This window comes from Leeia oryzae DSM 17879 (assembly GCF_000376945.1).
Lineage (GTDB): Bacteria > Pseudomonadota > Gammaproteobacteria > Burkholderiales > Leeiaceae > Leeia > Leeia oryzae.
The window spans coordinates 279,980-299,398 of the sequence record NZ_AQXU01000025.1; the positions used below are offsets into that span (position 1 = coordinate 279,980).

Here is a 19,419-nt window from a genome sequence, read left to right on the forward strand (position 1 = left end):
TCAGTTATCTCCAAATTCTTCGTCCATGGCTTCCAGCTCGCGCGAAGCCGCCAGCAGTGCCAGACGGGCAACAACACCATACGAGTAGAAGCGGTTAGGTGCGCAATCCGGCGTACCGTCACAGTCCGGTGCATTACATGGCTTTTCAAACGCCAGCGGCACAAAGTGCATGCCTGGCGCATTCAGGTTCTCATCGACACCGCGTCCGGTGTGCACACGATAAAAGCCGCCCACAACGAAGTGATCCATCATGTATACCACCGGCTCGGCCACGGCCTCATTGACGGTTTCGAAGGTATGCACGCCTTCCTGAATGATCACGTCATTCACCTCCAGGCCTTCCTTGACCACCGACATCTTGTTGCGCTGCTTGCGGTTAAGGCCTTTGACTTCGGCTGCATCCTTGACCGTCATCACCCCCATGCCATAGGTACCGGCATCGGCCTTGACCACCACGTACGGGTCATGGGTAATGCCATACTCGTTGTATTTGACGCGGATCCGGGCCAACAGGTCAGACACGGTATCGGCCAGTACATCCTCGCCCTGGCGTGCCTGGAAGTCCAGTTCGCCCACGTGCGAGAAGTACGGGTTAATCAGCCACGGGTCGATGCTGATCAGCTCGGAGAAATCTTGTGCCACCTCATCATAGGCTGCAAAGTGACGGGTTTTGCGGCGGGTCGCCCAACCGGCATAAGGCGGAGGCAACAGGTTCTGCTCGATGTTTTTCAGGATATCCGGAATGCCGCCAGACAAATCGTTATTCAGCAAGACCACGCACGGGTTGAATTCCTCCCCCACAAACAGGCGATTGCCACGACGGGTGATTGGCTCCAGTGTCAGCTGCTTGCCGTTTGGCAAATCCAGTACCGTGGCGGACGTAATTTCCGGCAGCAACGAACCGACTCGCACATTCAGTCCGGCCTGACGCAAGATGCCGTGAATGGCCGCCACGTTCTGCAGATAGAAGGTATTGCGGGTGTGGTTTTCCGGGATCAGCAAAATGCCGCGAGCGTCCGGACAGGCTTTTTCCACCGCGACCGTCGCCGCCTGTACCGCCAGGGGCAGAAAATCACCGCTCAGGTTGTTAAAGCCGCCCGGGAAGAGGTTGGTATCAACCGGCGCCAGTTTGAAACCGGCATTTCTCAGGTCGACAGACGCATAAAATGGAGCCGCGTGATCGACCCACTGGCTACGAAACCAGTGCTCAATCTGAGGCTGAGCCTTGATAATACGGGACTCGAGTTCTTTAAGGGGGCCATTTAATGCGGTGGTCAAATGAGGAACCATGGACTACTCCAATATGTCATTCTTGTGGAGACATAAGCGGGTTATTCGGGACGTGAAAAAACGATATCCTGTCTACATGGGGCAGAATTGCAAATATTCAACCCCTGCAACATGTCAGGATCATGTCACGCTGCCAGAAAAAAGGCTTGCACAGAGCCGACATTTTCCTGCGATACCCATCGCGGTACTGTTCAGGAATGATTCACTTCCTTCATGATACGCTATGGACTATGAAAACGCAGGCAGGCTCGGCATGAAAATCAAGCAATGGTACTTTCTTGTGCTTGCATCCGTCGTATTGACGGGGTGTGCGCACTACCAGTGGCAACAGTCAGGCAAAGACGAAGAAACGCGCAAGCAGGACAGCTATGCCTGCGAGAAAGAAGCCGCGCAGCTGTATCCCGTCATACTGGCACGCCAGTTCATTGACGATGGCTTCTACAGCGAACCCTTTACCCGCTGCACCACGCTTGCCAATAAAACCACCTGCACCACCACGCCCGGTTTCTGGCATCGGCCGATTACTGCATTGAAAGACGTGAATGAAGACAACCGCGATCGTGCGTTCAGAAAATGCATGGAAGCCAGGGGCTGGACATGGCAGAAAATGGATGACCCCAGATAGACGACCGAGGGCGCGCCTGCATGCATCCCCTAAAAAACAAAAGCCAGCACATGCCGTGCTGGCTTTTGACACGATACTGAACCGGTTGCTTAGGCGGTCAGTTTTTCCAGAGCTTCGCGATATTTGGCCGCGGTTTTCTCTGCTACCTCAGCCGGCAAGGCCGGCGCTGGTGGCGTTTTGTCCCAACCGGTAGATTCCAGCCAGTCACGCACAAACTGTTTGTCAAAGCTTGGCGGGTTGGTACCGGGCTGGTATTGGTCTGCGGGCCAGAAACGGCTGGAATCCGGCGTCAGGGCTTCATCCATCAGATGCAGCACACCATGTTCATCCAGACCAAACTCGAACTTGGTATCGGCAATGATGATGCCACGGGTAGCGGCGTATTCTGCGGCTGTTTTATACAGCTTGATTGCAGCAGCGCTGACCTGGGCGGCCAGTTCGGCCCCCAGAATCTCTTCGCACTGGGCAAAGGTGATGTTCTCGTCGTGATCGCCCACGGCAGCCTTGGTGCTAGGGGTAAAAATCGGCTCTGGCAGTTTGTCTGCCTCACGCAACCCGGCCGGCAACTGGATGCCGCAAATCGTGCCGGACTTTTGATACTCTTTCCAGCCAGAACCCGCCACATAGCCACGGACAATGGCCTCGACCGGCAGTCCCTTGAGTTTTTTGCTGACGACAGCGCGTCCTGCAACCTGGGCACGGTCGGCTTCGTTGCTGACCACGTCTTCCGGTTGTTCACCGGTCAGGTGGTTTGGCATCACGTCTTTCAGCTTGTCAAACCAGAAGTTGGAGATCGCGGTCAGGATCTTGCCCTTTTCCGGAATCGGCTCTGCCAGAATCACGTCAAATGCAGACAGGCGATCGGTTGCTACCATCAGCAAACGTCCGCCTTCCACATCGTACAAGTCACGCACTTTGCCAGCGTAGATTTTTTTCAGGCTGGTCAGGTTAGAAGTCAGCAAGCTACTCATAAAGGTCTCTTTATCGAGGTCAGTATCAAATCATTCAACGGGACGGGCACGGCCGGCACTGGCCAGCAACTGGTCGCGCAGTTGTCCTGCACGGCGGGCAACAGTATTCGCATCATCGCCCAGCAGGTTGTAATGCCCCATTTTGCGCGCCACACGAGCTTCTTTCTTGCCATATAAATGCAGAAACCCGGCAGGCTCTTGCTGCATGGCCGACCAGTCCGGCTCAACACAATCAGCGGTACCAGCACCCGGCCAGACATCGCCCAGCAAATTTACCATGGCGACCGGCTTGAGCAGGGACGCGTCCCCCGGCGTCAGGCCGCACATGGCACGTACCTGCTGCTGAAACTGGCTGACGGTGGTGGCGTCCAGCGTGTAGTGCCCGGAATTATGCGGACGTGGCGCCATTTCGTTGACGACCAGAGAGTCATCCGCCAGCACAAAAAATTCGATGGCCAGCACGCCCACATACCCTAGCGATGAGGCAACGGTTTTGGCCGCCGCGGCAGCACGGGTAGCTACATCTTGCGTTACATTAGCCGGCACAATCGAAACATCCAGAATGCCTTGGTAATGGTGGTTTTCAGCTACCGGAAAAACCGCTGTATTGCCGTCTACTCCGCGAGTCACAATGGCCGACACTTCGGTTTTGAGCGGCATCATTTTTTCCAGCACGCAGGCCTGTTGCTTGAGGTCATGCCAGGCAGTCACCAGTTCGTCGCGTGTCTTGACGCGCACCTGCCCTTTGCCGTCGTAACCCAGACGGGCCGTTTTCAGAATACCGGGCAGGTAGGCAGAGACATCAGCATCCAGATCCGACGGTTTCTCCAGTGCCAGGAACGGCGCAGTCGGCAAGCCGGCATCGCGGAAGAAGGTTTTCTCGCGGATGCGATCCTGCGCAATGGCAACACATTCGCCTCTGGGAGACACAAACGTGTGCTGGGCCAGCCAGATCATGGAGTTGGCATTCACATTCTCGAATTCGGTCGTGATGGCAGCACACGTATTGGCCATATCGGCCAGGGCTGCAGCATCATCAAAGGCGGCACATAAATGCCGGTCGGCAAAGCGCGCAGCTGGTGCATTGGCATCCGGATCCAGCACCGTCACGCCATAGCCCATGGTTTTGGCGGCTGTGGCAAACATGCTACCCAGCTGGCCACCGCCCAGGATACCCAGCATGGCTGGCGGCAAAATCGGTGATGTAGGTGTATGGTCAGGCATGATTAAACCCGTTATTCAACGTCAGGTAGGCTCATCGCCAGGACGGTTTCTTCCTGCTGCTTGCGGAATGCAGCCAGTTTGTCTGCCAGTACCGGATCGGTATTGGCCAGCATGGCAACCGCATACAGACCGGCATTGGCAGCACCAGCTTCGCCAATGGCAAAGGTAGCGACCGGGATGCCTTTTGGCATTTGCACGATGGACAACAGGGAGTCCTCGCCGCGCAGGTATTTGCTAGGAACAGGCACGCCCAGAATTGGCACAATGGTCTTGGACGCCAGCATGCCCGGCAAGTGAGCCGCGCCGCCTGCGCCGGCAATGATGGCCTTCAGGCCACGGGCTTGTGAGGTAGCGGCGTATTCAAACAACAGGTCTGGTGTGCGATGCGCAGAAACCACGCGCGCTTCGTAAGGAATACCAAAGGCTTTGAGCTGTTGAACGGCGTTTTGCATGACGTCCCAGTCACTGGAACTACCCATCACGACGCCAACTAAAGGAGCAGGAGAAGCGGTCATTTTTTATTGGGCCAAAAAGGCCTACCCGTTTAAAAACGAGATTGTACAGAAAATGAGCAGGATTGGGGAACTTTGTACCGATGCCAGCAATTTCGTTTTGAAAGGACTGTGGAAATACCATTTGTTTCGTATATAAGAATATACCCATTAAATTAAACAAGAATATTCACCACACACATAATAAACATGTCTATCGTTTGCTTACTTGAGAAGCGTTTGCGAAGAATTCCATGTATTCATAGATGCTTGCCACACGACTTAATACCTTAATCGCTCTGCTCGATAGACATTACCCAAAACCGCAAGATGATTTAAGGCCCTAAGCAATATCACGGCAGTAAGACTGGCTATCTAGGCACAGAGCATCTTTTGGGGGATGGCCAAGCAACTGGTGACGCACTGACACATTGAGCCGGATCGCTGATTGGCAAAAACGTTACGGACACCCGCAATATGCGGTCGAGAACTAACTACTTGATAATTTTGGAGAAGCAGGCTGAAGAGATTGGCGCACCCGAGTGGAATCGAACCACTGACCTTCAGCTTCGGAAACTGACACTCTATCCAACTGAGCTACGGGTGCATGCACGAGGAAAATCTGTCGCAACTAAGCTAACAGGCCGCTAAGGATAGCGATTTTCTGGTCAAACGTCCACGAATTTCTATCGCTAACCTGATTTTTGGCGCTATAATTCGCAAGATTTTTATTATTTCACCCTTTGGACAAGGTTGGACAAGCATGAGCACAGAAAAAAGCAGCACAAGCCCGAAGCAGTTGCTAGGCTTGGTCATTGCCGGTGTAGTTGTTCCGGTTGTGGCCATTGTCCTGGTCGCCAAGCTGATTCACTCTTTTAACGCAAGCCAGGTCAATCCGGATGCAATGACCAACGAGGCAATCGCTGCTCGTGTCAAGCCAGTCGGCGAACTGGACGCTGGTGAAGTCGTCGCGGCTGGTGCCATGAGCGGCCAAATGGTGTACGAACAGGTTTGTTTCTCCTGTCACAAAGATGGTCTGATTGGCGCACCGAAATTCGGTGACTCTGCCGCTTGGGCACCACGCATTGCACAAGGTTATGACACCCTGATCAAGCATGCCGTGGAAGGCTTTAATGGCAAAATGCCGGCCAAAGGCGGCAATGCCAGCCTGACCGACAAAGAAGTTGCCCGTGCAGTGGCCTACATGGCTAACAAGGCCGGTGCAAACTTCAAGGAGCCAGAAGTAGAAGGTTCTGCCTCTGACAAAGAGGGTGCAGCAAGCGGTAAAGAAGGCGCTGCCAGCAAGTAATCTTGCCAACGCATTGCCCTAAAAAATGGCGCACCATGGTGCGCCATTTTTATTGGCGTTTGTGCGCCTAGCTTTACAGGGATTTATGCATGAACGATGCAGTGGCAGGACACAGCCCGCTAAACTCCGGCGTCTGCCCAATAGGCAACGGTGCCTGAGCGCGGTCTGCTTCCTGATACCCATGACGCAAGAAAAACGGTTTTGCGGTTGTTGTCAGCAAATACAGCTGACGTACCCCCTGTGCCACCGCATGCTGCTCTATCTGTTTTAGCAACTGTTGCCCGATGCCTTGCTGGCGAAGGGTTGACGCCACGGCGAGGGATCGTACCAACCCGACAGTCCCGAATAGTTGCAGGCCAGCAACACCAGATAAAGTGCCTGATGGTGTGCGGTAGCCGATAAAGTGATCCATGCTGCAGAGGTGGATGTCCTCAACAGGCAATCCGGCGGCTGATAACAAGCCTTCTACTGCGTGATGGTCTGGCCCTGCAAAGAAAATACCCTTTTCCGTCATCCGTTATCCTCTGGTTCGTCCGGTTTTTTCAGCATGGCTTTTAGCCCTGCCAAGCGCTCGCTCCCCCTGGCCTTCGCTGCCACTTTGTCTGCCACGGGACGGCCACTAAACCAGAGATCATCCACACCCATTTCATTGATGAAACGGGAAGGCTCTACCACATGCCATTCTCCGCCACGGCGACGCTTCAAGGCGTGGGTGAGTGTCAGGCTGCGCTGGGCCCGGGTGATACCCACATACATCAGCCGGCGTTCTTCTTCCAGTTTGCCGGTGTCCACACTTTCCCGGTGCGGCAAAATGTCTTCTTCTACCCCGATCAGGAACACGTGCGGATATTCCAGACCTTTGCTGGCATGCAGGGTGGATAGCTTGACGGCGTCTACTTCTTCTTCGTTCCGGCCTTCAAGCATGGTAATCAGCGCAATGCGTTGCGCCAGCTCAATCAGGTTGGGTGGCGGACCGTCGTCGTCCTGATTATCGCTTTTGCGGGTAATCCAACCGACAAACTCCAGCACGTTCTTCCACTTGGCCTCTGCGGGTTTGACATCCTCGCTATCAAACAACCAGGTTTCGTAGTCGATGGCGGTCAGCAAGTCTTGCAGCACCACGGCGGCGGGCTCACGCTCGGCCCTGGACTGCATGCGGTTGATGAATTCACAGAACATTTTCAGCAATTCGTACTGCTTGACGGGCATTTGGTGTTCCAGACCGCTTTCAAACACCGCATCAAACAAACTGATATGCCGCTCTGCCGCGTAAGCACCCAGCCGTTCCAGTGTCTGGTTGCCGATGCCGCGCTTAGGGGTTGTTACCGCACGGATAAACGCAGGGTCATCATCCGGATTAGCCAGCAGTCTCAGATAACCGAGAATGTCTTTGATCTCGGCCTTGTCAAAAAAGCTCTGCCCGCCACTCATGGCGTAGGGGATTTTCTGACTGCGTAATGCCTGCTCGATAATGCGGGCCTGATGATTACCCCGGTACAAAATGGCGTAATCAGAAAACTTGGTCCGGTGCTCGAACTTGTGCGCCATCAGCCGCTGCGCCACCGTATTGGCTTCGCTTTCCTCGTCACGGGTCGCCACAATCTGGATTTGCTCACCCAGGCCGTGCTCACTCCACAACGTCTTTTCAAACAGTTTGGGGTTATTGGCAATCAGGGTGTTGGCGGCTTTCAGAACCCGGGAGGTCGAGCGGTAATTCTGTTCCAGCTTGATGACCTTCAGTTTCGGGAAGTCCCGCTGCAGGTTCTTCAGGTTTTCGATATCCGCGCCGCGCCAGGCATAAATGGCCTGGTCATCGTCCCCCACTGCGGTGAATTGGGCGCGCATGCCCGCCAGTTGCTTGAGCAAGGTGTATTGGCAGGCATTGGTATCCTGATACTCATCCACCAGTAGGTAGCGTAGCTTGTCCTGCCATTTGTCCAGAATATCGGCATGCTCGCTAAACAGGCGCACTGGCAAACGGATCAGATCATCAAAATCCAGTGCCTGATAGGCAAACAGTGTGTCCTGATACACCCGATAAATGCGTGCCGCCACCATCTCTGCCTCATCCGTTACCATCGAAATGGCTTCGTCGGGGCTCAAAAGCGCGTTCTTCCACATGGATATCTGGCTTTGGACCGAGCGGATCAGCTGTTTGTCGGTGGTGGCCAGATTATCCGAGACAATCTTGGCGGCATCCGCAGAATCCAGAATCGAGAAGTTGGGCTTATAGCCCAGCACTTTGCACTCTTGCCGCAGCATCATCAGCCCCAGCGAGTGGAAAGTCGAAATGGTCAGCCCTTTGGCAGCCTTGCCGGGCAGCAGGGTGCCCACCCGCTCTTGCATCTCGCGGGCGGCTTTGTTGGTAAAGGTAATGGCGGCAATATTTTTTGCAGAAATACCACACTGTTCGACCAGATAGGCAATCTTCTGGGTAATCACGCGTGTTTTGCCACTACCGGCACCAGCCAGTACCAGTAACGGGCCATCGAGATATTTAACCGCTTCGCGCTGCGGGACATTGAGATGAGACAGCATGACGACAATCTGCACTAGAACCAAATTGATTGTACCACGTTGAAAACCTCTTCCGGTTCTGGCAGAACAGGGCTATAGTCACGCCTGCATTTCTTAGATTACGGCGTGATGAAAACCGGCCCTTCCTCCCTTGCAAGACAAGTACTTAGCGTTGTTCTGGCGTTTGCCAGCAGTGCCCTGTTTGCGCAACTGGGGATGCTGACTACGCCTTTCTTCGGTGTACACACCAGCCTGAACCTGATCCCGGGTCTGGCGTTTGTCCTGATGTGGCGCCTGGGCATGCTGGCCTGGCCATTTGTGCTGCTGGGATGCTGGCTGGCCCTCCCCCCGCTGACACTGGCCGGTTTGGGGTATGCGCTGATCAGCACCTTGCCAAGTGCCCTGACCGTATTTGTGCTGCGGCACAAGGATTTTGATGCCAGTCTGCGGCGTAGCAAAGATTTTGTCCTGTTGCTGTGCTGGCCTGTGCTGTTTGCTGCACTGGCATCCATCTCCCGGTTATTGCTGATCCCGGGTTTCTCCCTGTTCAAGCCCGACGAAGCTTATGTATGGCAACTGGTGGAGGTTTGTGTTGCACATACGCTTGGCACCTTGCTGGTGACCGTTCCCTTACTGATGTTCTCGGTAAAACGGCTCAAGCGTACCTTGCAGACACCGGAGTTCTGGATCATCTCGTTCGTGTGCTCGCTATTCATCGTGAACCCGGGTGGCAAGGTCAGTGCAGAAGCTCAGAATCCGGCCATTTATCTGTTTATCCCGGTCATGGTCTGGTCGGCGTTGCGCTTGCGCCGCTTTGCCCACTCACTGATCATGCTACAACTGGCGATTGCCATTTTTTCTTTACCCGGCACGGTAACGGTGGCGGTCTCTCCGCTGACCGGACATTTGCTGCCCTTGCAGATATTTTTGCTGGTCGGCGCGTTGATCGGCCTGTTTTTGTCTGCCCGTCAGGGTGAGCGGCGTTACCAGCAAAACCTGCTGGTTCAGCGCAGTGAAATCTACCGCTGGCTGGCGGGCGTAAAACATCAGATCACCGTCAGCGACAATATCCCGGATTTGCTGCAACGACTGTGCGAAGACGTGAAAATCATCAGTGCGGCCAGCAATACCGGGGTTATCAAGGAAACCAATCATGGCTATGAATGGCTGTATTACTATGATTTCAGCCAGCCAGAAGCCCCTACGCCGTCACTGAGAAATCAGGAGCAGGCTTGTCGTTCTGCCGTCAGCCTTCATCGCTGGCATGATCGTCCGTACAGCGTGTTGTCCATTCCCCTCAAAGAAAACTGCAAAGGGGATTTGTGCATCCTGATTACCTTTAGCAACGTCAACCTCATCAACGAAGACATGCTGAGCTTTTTTGATGATCAGCGACAGCTGTTGCAGACCGAGCTGGAAAAGCGCCAGCTGGATGCCGAGCGCCAGCGACTGGGCGTTGCGCTACGTGATGCCGAGGCTATGTGGCGCTACGCCATGGAAAGCAGCGGCGAAGGCATTTGGGACTGGCACATCACGGCAGGCATCGAATATTACTCGCCCAGATGCCAGGAACTGATGGGGCTGAAAGAAGCCTCCTCCCACGATCCATTGAATACCTGGCAGAAGTGTTTGCATCCGGAAGACCAGGAACGCTGGCAAACCAGCCTGCAGCAGCATGTAGATGGCAAAAGCGACCGTTACCAGAGCGAGTTTCGCATTCAGGACGGTAATGGCAAAGTACGTTGGGTATTTTCTCGCGGCAAGATCATCTCCTGGGATGAACAAGGTCAACCGCTACGGATGATTGGTAGCGTGCTGGACGTTTCCAGTTTGCGCCAGGCCGATGAAGAACGACTGCTGGCAGCGCAAGTATTTGAAGCCAGTCATGAGGGCATCCTGATTATTGACGCGGAGAAGAAGATTCTCTCGGCCAACCGGGCATTCATGCACATGACCGGTTACGACCAGGCACATCTGCTGCAAAAGCCAGCCCTGTTTTTCAGCGCGCCGCCGTCCATCCAGGATACCCAGCATGTCTGGGAACAACTGGATACCAGCCTGCACTGGCAGGGTGACTGGGTTGGTGTGCGCCAGAATGGCTCCACCTTCCCGATGTGGCTGTCGGTCTCCTGTGTCCCCGGTACCGACGAATCCACCGCCAGCCAGTATGTGATGCTGGCCAGCGACATGACCCAGCGCAAGGCAGATAGCGACCGGATTCAATATCTGGCGCATCATGACCTGCTCACCGGCCTGCCCAACCGCGCCCTGCTGAACGACCGGCTGGAACAGCTGCTGCTGGCGGCCGACCGCACCCAGAGCCAGTTTGCCTGCATCTTTATTGACCTGGACCACTTCAAGCACATCAATGACTCGCTGGGACACGCCATTGGCGACCTGCTATTGCAGGAAGTGGCACGCTGCCTGCTGGCCAGTGTCCGCAAAGGCGACACGGTGTCCCGCCTGGGCGGTGACGAGTTCATCCTGCTGCTGCCCAATGCCGGCGCCAACGAATCTGACAAAGTGGCTCAGCACTTGCTGACCAGTCTGTCCTCGCCGTTCACGATCCATGGCCATACCCTGCACATTACACCGAGTATCGGTATCAGCCTGTTCCCGGGTGACGGCCATTCTGCCGAAGAGCTGATCAAGCACGCCGACATTGCCATGTACCACGCCAAACAGCTGGGACGTAACAACGTGCAGCTGTTCCAGCAAAACCTGCTGGAAGCCTCGCGCGAGCGCATGGTCATTGAATCCGGCTTGCGCTCTGCGCTGAAAAACCAGCGTCTGAGCCTGAATTACCAGCCGCAGTACAATGTAGCCTCGGGTGAAATCGAGGGTATGGAAGCACTACTGCGCTGGCGGGATCCGCACTTGGGTCAGGTATCGCCCGGCCAGTTTATTCCGATTGCCGAAGAGAGCCATCTGATTCTGGATCTGGGCAATTTTGTGCTGAATGAAAGCTGTCGCCAGCTGGCCAGCTGGATCAAGCAGGGGCTGACACCGCCCACGCTGGCCATTAATGTGTCGTTGCGCCAGCTGATGCAGGAAGGTTTTGCCGAGCAGGTGCTCAGCACGCTGGCACACCACCGGATTCCGCCTCGCTTGCTGGAGGTTGAGCTCACAGAAACCATGCTCATGCATGATCCGCAGCATGCCCAGCATGTACTGGAAACCCTGACCAATGCTGGCGTCAGCGTGGCCATTGATGACTTTGGCACCGGTTACTCGTCGCTGAGCTACCTCAAGCGACTGAGCGTGACCCGCATCAAGATTGACCAGTCTTTTGTCAAAGACCTGACCAAAGACAGTGATGATGAAGCCATCGTGCGGGCCATTCTGGGGCTGGCACAAAACCTGAAAATGGCGGTCACGGCCGAAGGCGTGGAAACCGCCCAGCAACTGGCATTTCTGAAAGAAGCCGGCTGTGACAGTTTTCAGGGCTATTACTACGCGCCACCGCTGCCGGCAGATACACTGCAAGAAATGCTTTATGATCGTGTTAACGAACCAGCTTTCTTAAACTAGACCCACCTTCCTGAAGTTTTTACATGTCTACTTACGTCATTGGCGACCTGCAAGGTTGTTATAGCGCCCTGACCCAACTGCTCGACGTCATCCGCTGGACCCCCGGCAAAGATCGACTGGTATTTGTCGGGGATCTGGTCAACCGCGGGCTGGGCTCGCTGGAGACCTTGCGCTTTATCAAGCAGCTAGGGCCGGACGCAGGCATCGTACTGGGTAACCACGACCTGTTTCTGCTGGCCGCTGCGCACGGTTATGCCAAAATCAACCCGTCGGACACCATTCAGCCGGTACTGGACGCGCCGGATCGCGATGAGTTGCTGGACTGGTTGCGTCAGCAGCCGCTGGCCAGAGAAGAGTCCGGCTATCTGATCGTGCATGCAGGCCTGATGCCGGCATGGGACAAAAAAACGGCCCTCAAATTATCCCGGGAAGTCGAAAAGGAATTACAAGGCAAGCGCTGGAAGAAATTTCTGTCACAACTCTGGGGCAACAAACCAGGCCACTGGGATGACCGCCTTGAAGGCATTGACCGTCTGCGGGTTATTGTCAACGCCATGACACGGCTGCGATTCATTAACGCGTCAGGCGATATCGACTTCAAATACAAAGGCGAAATCGACGGTGCACCAGCCGGGCTGACACCATGGTTTGAAGTGCCCAACCGGAAGTCCGCCACAGAACGCCTGATCTTTGGGCACTGGTCGGCACTGGGGTTACGACAGACAGATTATTTACAGGCACTGGACACCGGCTGTGTCTGGGGCGGACAGCTGACCGCCTTGCGGCTGGAAGACCTGCAGATTTTCCAGGTAGATTGCAAAGACCTGCCGGACGCCCTGGCCATTGACACCAGTCTGTAACGACCTTTTTCGCCACGCCTAATGGTCTTTGGTAATGACACCTGCAATGTGGCGATGCGCCTCGGCCGCCAGCTCCCGGCGGTTGATGTGTGCGGCGTTCAGGACGGGTAACAGGGTAAGCCTGGCAACCGTGGTGTTGGCACCCGCGATATTCCACATGGATTGCATCAGCGACATGTCATCAATATAAGCCGGCTTGTCCGACCATTGCCCGGCAGCATCCAGATACTGAAGCGCAACCGGACGAACATCGCCCTGACTTGCAGAAGCTGCATGAAACAATGAAGCGGCAAAACTGCCTAGCCGGCGCCCGTCTGTGGTTGTGCCTTCCGGAAAGAAGGCAACCGATCCGCCTTCCCGCAGGGCCTGCTCAACCCCTGCGTTGACCCTCAGCAGATCCCGACGATTTTCCCGTTCGATAAACAGCGTACCGGTATGACGGCATAGCCAGCCGACCAGCGGCCAGCCCGATACTTCTGATTTGGCCACAAACTGGCATGGCATCATGGCATTGATGACAAACACGTCCAGCCAGGAAATATGGTTGGCCACCCACAGGCTATTGCCAGGCACGTGGGCCGGCACATTACCGATAATATCGAGGCGGATACCCAGTACATTCAGCATACGGCTAGACCAGCGCTGCACCCTGAAGCGTCGCTCATCCAGACTGGCGCCGGCAAAATGCAGTTTTACTTCCAGCATGCCTGACAGCAGATGAAGAAACAGACGGGAGAGTCGCCAGATGCGTCGCCACCCGGGCAAGGAAACAGGTTGAGGTGAAGTTGTCATGCAGCGGATTATAAATAGGCCAGGACGGCGGGTCACCAGAAATCATAAGTACCTGTCCGCCCGAACCGCCTCCACTGGGAGGATAGTTCGGCCGGAGACATCATTTTGTGTATCAGTTGCTTGCCTGGAAGTGCCGCGCGTAACGCGGGTTCAGGCGGGACATTGGCAACAGCAACGGCAGATCGGCAGTATTGAAATCCGGGTCCCAGGCGGGGTCGCCACATACCATGGCACCGGCGCGCATATAGCCTTTGATCAGCGGCGGCACATCCGTCAGGACATGCTGGTTGAGCGCATGCAGCGGCAGCGGGCAACGCGGGGATACGCGCCATTCGGCAGGCGCCATGTGCTTTTCTTTCAGTTGGCGGTACAAGGTGGCCGCGGCATGACCGCCGTCCCCCATGCTGATACTGGCACAACCAATCAGGTAATCGTAATGATAGCGGGACATGTAATCGGCAAGGCCAGCCCATAACAAGGTAATGACCCCGCCAGAGCGATAGTCACGGTGCACGCAAGAGCGGCCCAGCTCGACAAGCCGGCTACGGATATGCTGCAGGCGGGTCAGGTCAAACTCGGTTTCCGAGTAATAGCCGCCAATCCGCTTGGCCGCTTCCGGCCGCAGAATCCGGTACGTCCCCACGACACGGCCAATGCGCTCATCACGTACCAGCAGGTGGTCGCAGTAGGGGTCGAAAATATCCTGATCCAGCCCTGACGCAGGGTTGGGCAAATGGGCGCCCATTTCTTCGGCAAATACCTTGAAACGCAAGCGCTGTGCGTCTTCAATGTCGCTTTCGCTATCTGCAAATACCAGTCGCAATTCGGATTTGGGGGCTTCGTTTTTTAGCAGCTGCTCTTCTGCAACGTACATGTTCTTATCTCCTGATGGGTTTCAGGAGAGATTAATGGGCTGACATGACAAATACGTGAAAGAGTTTTTACGGCTTGATGACAGTGACGTCGCTGAAATTCTAGAAAACGCACAAGGATCTTTACACAGATTGTCACCAACAATCCCTGCGCTTGTGCCATAATTCCGGCCAGATTCCCCCTGCCGACCCTTCAGGATTTAGTGCTGCACATGATGGATACACAAGAAAGTCCGACACCCCTGCCTTCAGATGATGAATTTGGACGTTTTACGCTGCAAACCCAGGTCGAGATTGTCTATGTGCTGCGTGGCCTGATCAAATCCAAGCAACCCATTGCCATTTACTTCCGCCAGGGTCAGACCTCCATGCTGACAACGTTGCTAGAGGTCAATACGGACGCTGGTACGCTGGTTTTTGACTGGGGTGGCAGTGAAACGGTGAACCAGCAATTGCTGAACAGTGAACGCAATGTCTTTGTCACCTCGCCGGAAGGGGTCAAAATCCAGTTTGCGGTCGGCAAGGCAACTGCCATTCAACACCAGGGCAAACCGGCCTTCTCGGTCGCGCTGCCGGATGCATTGGTCAAAATGCAGCGCCGTGAATACTTCCGGCTGCAAACCCCCATTGCCAACCCGTACTGGCTGACCGTACGCAATACGGCCACAGGCACCCAGCGTCTGGCGCTGTGTGACATCAGTCTGGGGGGCATCGGGCTGATCGTACCGGACAGAGAACAGTTCAAGCCTTTTGAAACCTACGACAGCTGCCTGCTGGATCTGCGGGATGCCGGCGTATTTGATGTCTCCATGCAAGTCAGAAACCTGGTCAGCCTGAAACAGAAAAATGACGCCATCCAGCACCGGATGGGCTGCATGTTTACCGGGAATGTCGCAGCCTTGCAGAACCGTCTGCAACGGTTCATTGCCCAGCTGGAAAGAGAACGCAACACGCTACTTAAGCGGGAATAACGCACCAGCCATGCTGGAACTGACGTTATTGCTTGTCATCCCGGCGCTGGTCTGGGGCCTTGCCCGGTTACCACTGGGCGAAAACACTGTCATACGTCTGACCATTGCAGCCATGGTGTGCATATTGGCGGGGTTGATCACCGCCTGGGTCATGTTTCCGCCGGGCCAGCCGCTGCACGACCAACGGCCGTCCGCATTACGCTGAGCGTTGCCGCCAGCACATTCCACCAGCCAATGCCAACAACAGCCAGATCCACGCCGCCCCAAACCGCTGGTATGGCGTTTCCCCTTGCATGCCCTGCACCTGAACCTCCAGTGAATTTGCCGTGAAATACGGTAGCATACCAATCAAGCGGCCATCGGCCGCGATTGCAGCGGTCGCCCCCGTATTGGTCGAGCGAATCATGGGCCGGCCATTTTCCAGCGCCCGGACACGGGCAATCTGCAAATGCTGGTCCAGCGCCACGGTGTGCCCGAACCACGCCAGATTACTCATGTTCACCAGAATGGAGGCCTTACCGCCTGCCCTGGTCAGCTCTCCGCCGAAAACATCCTCATAACAGATATTGACTGCCAGCGTTTGCTCGCCCAATGTCATGAGTGGTTGCCGTGGCAAGCCGGATGCCATCTCGCCCAGAGGGATATGCAGCATGTCCAGCAACCAGGTGCTAAAGGGTTTGCCGGGCAAATACTCTCCCAAAGGCACCAGATGTACCTTGCGATACCACTGGTCCGGCTTGCTGCCCTGCATCAGGACGGCGCTGTTGTAGTAAATGTCCCAGCGAGCCCCCTGCTCTGGCGTTCCCAGCAGCAAACCGGCCTGCCGCTCGCGAGCCTCCTGCCTTAAACCGGCCAGAAAACCGGGGATATTGCGTTCCGCCTGCTGATAAATCAGCGGCAGGGCCGTTTCCGGCAGGACGATCAGTTTGCCTCGCGATGCCTGCACCAGCGTAGCGTAGGTATCCAGCGACTGTCTGGCAAACGCAGGGTTCCATTTAAGGTCTTGAGGAATATTACCTTGCAGCAAGGATACCGGGAGCGGCTTACCCAGCGCTTCTGTCCAGGCAATCTGTTTCAAGCCCAGCCCGGATAGAAAAACCAGACCGATCACCACCAGCTGGGTACGAAGATTGCCATGGCGCAGGCACATCAGCAGCAAACAGCCAGCCAGAACGCCAACCCACCAGGATGCCAGAAATACGCCGCCCACCGGCGTCCAGCCGGCAATCGGCGTATCTGTCTGAGTGTAGCCTACCGCCAGCCACGGAAACCCGGTAAAGAGATAGCCACGCAACCATTCGGTCATGACCCAGGCGAGCGGCATGAAGAAACACACCCTTAACCATCGGGGCAATTTCACGTGATAACTGAGCACCCCGGCGAGCGCAGGGAAAAGGGCCAGATACGCTGCCAGCAGGATGGTGCCGATCACGGCCAAGGGCGCCGGCATGCCGCCATAAACAGACAGACTGACGTAAATCCAGTGCACACCGGCCAGAAAGGCGCCTAGCCCGTAACACCAGCCAAGCCAGAAGGCCTGCTTACGGCCAGGCGCAGTCAGCCACGCATAAAACAGAAAGGCCAGCGGCACAGGGGCCAGCCAGCCAAGCGACATATCAGCAACCGCAAACGGCGCATACGTAAAAACAGACAGCGCACCCACGATGAGCGCCAGTGCGCTTTTATGACGGACGGACAAGATCATTCGCCGGACTGGCCAGTCGTATCTGCCTGCTGACGTGTCACCAGTAGCGTATGCACCCGCCGGCTATCGGCTCTTACCACCTCGAACAACAGGCCAAAGGCGGATACGGTTTCCCCCCGCTTCGGTACGTGTCCGAACTGGTTCACCACCAGACCGCCGATGGTATCGAATTCGTCATCCGGCAAATTCAGGGACAAGGTCTCGTTGAAGTCTTCGATCTCGGTCACGGCCTTGACGCGCCAGCTGCCATCGCGCTCCTGCACCAGATTGTCCTCGGTCTCGTCAAAGTCGTATTCGTCTTCGATGTCGCCGACAATCTGTTCGATTACGTCTTCAATGGTCACCAGACCGGCCACCCCACCATACTCGTCAACGACCACCGCCATATGGTTACGGTTGCTGCGAAATTCTTTCAGCAGGACGTTAAGACGTTTGGATTCGGGAATAAACACCACCGGCCGCAGCATGTCCCGCAAGTCAAAGTTGTCCGGGTCGACAAAATACCGGAGCAGGTCTTTGGCCAGCAGGATGCCTTGCACCTGGTCACGGTCACCTTCAAAGACCGGGAAGCGCGAATGGGCGGTTTCCAGCACCATGGGCATGAATTCACTGATCGGGTCATCGATGTCGATTGCATCGATCTGGGAGCGCGGCACCATGATGTCGCCGGCACGGAGATCAGACACCTGCAAAACGCCTTCAATCATGGCGAGTGCATCGGCATCCATCAAATTGCGTTCATAAGCAGAGTGGAGCAGTTCTACCAGCTGCTCCCGGTCTTCCGGCTCTCGCATCAACAGGGCCGAAATACGCTCTAACCAGCTTGGTTTGCTTGCTGACTTGCTACTGGGGGAACCTTCCATGATCACAGTACGGTAATAAACATAGCCCGATTATAGCCAGTAAACATGACAAAAAGACATCGTTGCGCGAAAAACCCCTGTCAGCATGACGGTTTTTTGACTCAGGCCAGAAGACAGCGGGTCAGTTGTCGGAGATTCATCACACTTGTCGGGAAAATACGCAATTTCATCGGCTTCTTGCCGGATTACCCCGTGACCGTGAAAGTGAAATTGTGGGATAATGCGGGATAAATTTTTTATCTTGTCCGGTTTGCCGGGCGAGTCCTAACAACACGGAGTATGGCAATGGATTTGGCACAAGCCCGGTTCAACATGGTAGAACAACAGATTCGTCCATGTGAGGTTCTAGACGAACAGGTTCTGGATCTGCTGTTTGAAGTTAAGCGTGAAGAGTTCATCCCGCAACCATGGCGTGAATTTGCATTTGTCGATATGGAAACCCCGATCAAAGACAATGTCCGCACATTTCAGCCCAAGCTGGAAGCCCGTCTGTTGCAAGAACTGAAAATCCGCCCGACCGACAAGATTCTGGAAGTGGGTACCGGCTGCGGTTACCTGACCGCCCTGCTGGCCAAACTGGGACGTCACGTCTACAGCGTGGACATTGATCCGGAGCTGACCGAACTGGCCCGCAACAATCTGGACGCTGCCGGCATCCGCAATGTCACACTGGAAACCGGTGATGCCGCTCAGGGCTGGAGTGCACATGCACCGTACGACGTGATCGTTGTGGGTGGCTCGCTGCCTTACCTGTCAGAAGGCTTTACCAAAGCGCTGAACCGTAACGGCCGCATTTTTGCCGTGATTGGTGATGCACCGGTGATGTACGCCACGCTGTTCACCCGTCAGGATGATGGCTCTTTCAGCGAGCGTCGTTTCCTGGAAACCATGAACACCCCGCTGAAGAATGCTGCACAGCCTAACCGGTTCAGCTTCTGATAGCAGATTTCAAAGCGTAGCGGTTCTCTGCAGCCCGCGCTTCTGATACGATCAAATGCCAGCCCAGTGCTTACCACTGTGCTGGCATTTTTTATCTTGGCGAGACCCATACCATGCAAACGATTACCGCATCCCAACTGTCCGAATGGCTGGGCAAAGAGCAGAAACCCCAGTTGATCGATGTGCGCGAACCCTGGGAGTACGCGCTATGCGCCATTCCTGGCAGCATCAATATCCCGATGCAGACCATTCCGTCCCGCTTGAATGACATTGAAGAGGGTGACGTGATTACCATCTGCCATCATGGCATGCGCAGTTATCAGGTCGCTTTGTATCTGGAGGCCGCAGGTCTCGGACCGGTTCATAACCTGAGCGGTGGCGTGGAAGCCTGGGCAACGGACGTTGACCCGTCCATGGCGCACTACTAATCCGGATTTTTCACCCGAATCCCAGCCCCCA

Annotated in this window: 18 protein-coding genes and 1 tRNA gene; 8 read left to right on the plus strand and 11 right to left on the minus strand. The window is 55.4% G+C overall.

The genetic code is table 11. From position 1 onward, the window contains the following. Positions 1-1,290, minus strand: coding sequence for a glutamate--cysteine ligase (gshA, locus tag F552_RS0114735; protein WP_018152526.1), 1,290 nt, complete (start codon positions 1,288-1,290; stop codon positions 1-3). A gap of 253 nt (positions 1,291-1,543) precedes the next feature. Here gshA and F552_RS0114740 point away from each other — a divergent pair, with 253 nt between their 5' ends. After that, complete coding sequence (locus F552_RS0114740) at positions 1,544-1,915, plus strand: hypothetical protein (RefSeq protein WP_156802342.1); 372 nt, start codon at positions 1,544-1,546, stop codon at positions 1,913-1,915. 89 nt (positions 1,916-2,004) lie between these two features. Here the strand turns inward: F552_RS0114740 and F552_RS0114745 are convergent, their stop codons facing one another. The 4 genes from F552_RS0114745 to F552_RS0114760 all read right to left on the minus strand — a co-directional run bounded on the left by F552_RS0114745 (position 2,005) and on the right by F552_RS0114760 (position 5,208). Continuing rightward, a complete protein-coding gene (locus tag F552_RS0114745; protein WP_018152528.1) occupies positions 2,005-2,886 on the minus strand; it encodes a phosphoribosylaminoimidazolesuccinocarboxamide synthase in 882 nt (293 codons plus the stop codon). A gap of 30 nt (positions 2,887-2,916) precedes the next feature. Then, positions 2,917-4,110: a 5-(carboxyamino)imidazole ribonucleotide synthase gene (locus tag F552_RS0114750; protein WP_018152529.1), complete on the minus strand. Its 1,194-nt coding sequence runs from the start codon at positions 4,108-4,110 to the stop codon at positions 2,917-2,919. 11 nt (positions 4,111-4,121) lie between these two features. After that, positions 4,122-4,589 carry a 5-(carboxyamino)imidazole ribonucleotide mutase gene (purE, locus tag F552_RS0114755; protein WP_026182770.1) on the minus strand — a complete coding sequence of 156 codons (468 nt, stop codon included), beginning with the start codon at positions 4,587-4,589 and terminating at the stop codon, positions 4,122-4,124. A 542-nt stretch (positions 4,590-5,131) separates the two neighbouring features. Beyond that, a tRNA-Arg gene (locus F552_RS0114760) sits at positions 5,132-5,208 on the minus strand. A gap of 156 nt (positions 5,209-5,364) precedes the next feature. Between F552_RS0114760 and F552_RS19535 the strand changes: the two genes are divergently transcribed. Next, complete coding sequence (locus F552_RS19535; RefSeq protein WP_018152532.1) at positions 5,365-5,910, plus strand: c-type cytochrome; 546 nt, start codon at positions 5,365-5,367, stop codon at positions 5,908-5,910. A 73-nt stretch (positions 5,911-5,983) separates the two neighbouring features. Here F552_RS19535 and arsN2 read toward each other — a convergent pair whose 3' ends face one another. Next, positions 5,984-6,424, minus strand: a complete 441-nt coding sequence (gene arsN2 / locus F552_RS0114770; protein ID WP_018152533.1) for an arsenic resistance N-acetyltransferase ArsN2 — start codon at positions 6,422-6,424, stop codon at positions 5,984-5,986. Then, positions 6,421-8,448 carry a UvrD-helicase domain-containing protein gene (locus F552_RS0114775; protein ID WP_018152534.1) on the minus strand — a complete coding sequence of 676 codons (2,028 nt, stop codon included), beginning with the start codon at positions 8,446-8,448 and terminating at the stop codon, positions 6,421-6,423. The genes arsN2 and F552_RS0114775 overlap by 4 nt, the downstream gene beginning before the upstream one ends. 108 nt (positions 8,449-8,556) lie before the next feature. Between F552_RS0114775 and F552_RS20175 the strand changes: the two genes are divergently transcribed. Both F552_RS20175 and F552_RS0114785 read left to right on the plus strand, forming a co-directional pair. Further along, complete coding sequence (locus F552_RS20175; protein ID WP_018152535.1) at positions 8,557-11,958, plus strand: EAL domain-containing protein; 3,402 nt, start codon at positions 8,557-8,559, stop codon at positions 11,956-11,958. Positions 11,959-11,981: 23 nt separating this feature from the next. Next, a complete protein-coding gene (locus tag F552_RS0114785; protein WP_018152536.1) occupies positions 11,982-12,818 on the plus strand; it encodes a symmetrical bis(5'-nucleosyl)-tetraphosphatase in 837 nt (278 codons plus the stop codon). 18 nt (positions 12,819-12,836) lie between these two features. Here F552_RS0114785 and F552_RS19545 read toward each other — a convergent pair whose 3' ends face one another. Together F552_RS19545 and F552_RS0114795 are read right to left on the minus strand one after the other, a co-directional pair. Further along, a complete protein-coding gene (locus F552_RS19545) occupies positions 12,837-13,610 on the minus strand; it encodes a lysophospholipid acyltransferase family protein (RefSeq protein WP_083917522.1) in 774 nt (257 codons plus the stop codon). 112 nt (positions 13,611-13,722) lie between these two features. Then, positions 13,723-14,484 carry a GNAT family N-acetyltransferase gene (locus F552_RS0114795; RefSeq protein WP_018152538.1) on the minus strand — a complete coding sequence of 254 codons (762 nt, stop codon included), beginning with the start codon at positions 14,482-14,484 and terminating at the stop codon, positions 13,723-13,725. Between the two features lie 210 nt (positions 14,485-14,694). Between F552_RS0114795 and F552_RS19550 the strand changes: the two genes are divergently transcribed. Further along, the gene (locus F552_RS19550) at positions 14,695-15,453 is read left to right on the plus strand and encodes a flagellar brake protein (protein WP_018152539.1); all 759 of its coding nucleotides are present in this window, start codon (positions 14,695-14,697) and stop codon (positions 15,451-15,453) included. A gap of 10 nt (positions 15,454-15,463) precedes the next feature. Then, on the plus strand, positions 15,464-15,658 hold the full coding sequence (locus F552_RS0114805) for a hypothetical protein (protein WP_018152540.1): 195 nt from the start codon (positions 15,464-15,466) through the stop codon (positions 15,656-15,658). On the opposite strand, the gene lnt is transcribed toward F552_RS0114805, so the two are convergent. Further along, entirely contained in the window at positions 15,650-17,152 is a 1,503-nt protein-coding gene (lnt, locus tag F552_RS0114810; protein WP_169333607.1) for an apolipoprotein N-acyltransferase, read from the minus strand. The genes F552_RS0114805 and lnt overlap by 9 nt on opposite strands. 2 nt (positions 17,153-17,154) lie before the next feature. Continuing rightward, positions 17,155-18,021: a CorC family transporter gene (locus F552_RS0114815; RefSeq protein WP_033375664.1), complete on the minus strand. Its 867-nt coding sequence runs from the start codon at positions 18,019-18,021 to the stop codon at positions 17,155-17,157. 285 nt (positions 18,022-18,306) lie between these two features. On the opposite strand from F552_RS0114815, the gene F552_RS0114820 reads away from it, so the two are divergent. Continuing rightward, the gene (locus F552_RS0114820) at positions 18,307-18,960 is read left to right on the plus strand and encodes a protein-L-isoaspartate O-methyltransferase family protein (RefSeq protein WP_018152543.1); all 654 of its coding nucleotides are present in this window, start codon (positions 18,307-18,309) and stop codon (positions 18,958-18,960) included. Between the two features lie 113 nt (positions 18,961-19,073). After that, positions 19,074-19,388 carry a rhodanese-like domain-containing protein gene (locus F552_RS0114825; protein WP_018152544.1) on the plus strand — a complete coding sequence of 105 codons (315 nt, stop codon included), beginning with the start codon at positions 19,074-19,076 and terminating at the stop codon, positions 19,386-19,388. Positions 19,389-19,419 lie beyond the last annotated feature (31 nt).

What these genes read in the sequence shown, in the direction of transcription:
- F552_RS19550 (WP_018152539.1), top strand. Translation starts at nt 14,695, where the DNA reads ATGATGGATACACAAGAAAGTCCGACACCCCTGCCTTCAGATGATGAA.
- F552_RS0114820 (WP_018152543.1), top strand. Translation starts at nt 18,307, where the DNA reads ATGGATTTGGCACAAGCCCGGTTCAACATGGTAGAACAACAGATTCGT.
- F552_RS0114795 (WP_018152538.1), bottom strand. Translation starts at nt 14,484, where the DNA reads ATGTACGTTGCAGAAGAGCAGCTGCTAAAAAACGAAGCCCCCAAATCC.
- F552_RS0114750 (WP_018152529.1), bottom strand. Translation starts at nt 4,110, where the DNA reads ATGCCTGACCATACACCTACATCACCGATTTTGCCGCCAGCCATGCTG.
- F552_RS0114785 (WP_018152536.1), top strand. Translation starts at nt 11,982, where the DNA reads ATGTCTACTTACGTCATTGGCGACCTGCAAGGTTGTTATAGCGCCCTG.
- F552_RS19535 (WP_018152532.1), top strand. Translation starts at nt 5,365, where the DNA reads ATGAGCACAGAAAAAAGCAGCACAAGCCCGAAGCAGTTGCTAGGCTTG.
- F552_RS0114805 (WP_018152540.1), top strand. Translation starts at nt 15,464, where the DNA reads ATGCTGGAACTGACGTTATTGCTTGTCATCCCGGCGCTGGTCTGGGGC.
- F552_RS0114740 (WP_156802342.1), top strand. Translation starts at nt 1,544, where the DNA reads ATGAAAATCAAGCAATGGTACTTTCTTGTGCTTGCATCCGTCGTATTG.
- arsN2 (WP_018152533.1), bottom strand. Translation starts at nt 6,424, where the DNA reads ATGACGGAAAAGGGTATTTTCTTTGCAGGGCCAGACCATCACGCAGTA.
- F552_RS19545 (WP_083917522.1), bottom strand. Translation starts at nt 13,610, where the DNA reads ATGACAACTTCACCTCAACCTGTTTCCTTGCCCGGGTGGCGACGCATC.
- F552_RS0114745 (WP_018152528.1), bottom strand. Translation starts at nt 2,886, where the DNA reads ATGAGTAGCTTGCTGACTTCTAACCTGACCAGCCTGAAAAAAATCTAC.
- F552_RS20175 (WP_018152535.1), top strand. Translation starts at nt 8,557, where the DNA reads ATGAAAACCGGCCCTTCCTCCCTTGCAAGACAAGTACTTAGCGTTGTT.
- F552_RS0114825 (WP_018152544.1), top strand. Translation starts at nt 19,074, where the DNA reads ATGCAAACGATTACCGCATCCCAACTGTCCGAATGGCTGGGCAAAGAG.
- purE (WP_026182770.1), bottom strand. Translation starts at nt 4,589, where the DNA reads ATGGGTAGTTCCAGTGACTGGGACGTCATGCAAAACGCCGTTCAACAG.
- gshA (WP_018152526.1), bottom strand. Translation starts at nt 1,290, where the DNA reads ATGGTTCCTCATTTGACCACCGCATTAAATGGCCCCCTTAAAGAACTC.
- F552_RS0114775 (WP_018152534.1), bottom strand. Translation starts at nt 8,448, where the DNA reads ATGCTGTCTCATCTCAATGTCCCGCAGCGCGAAGCGGTTAAATATCTC.
- F552_RS0114815 (WP_033375664.1), bottom strand. Translation starts at nt 18,021, where the DNA reads ATGGAAGGTTCCCCCAGTAGCAAGTCAGCAAGCAAACCAAGCTGGTTA.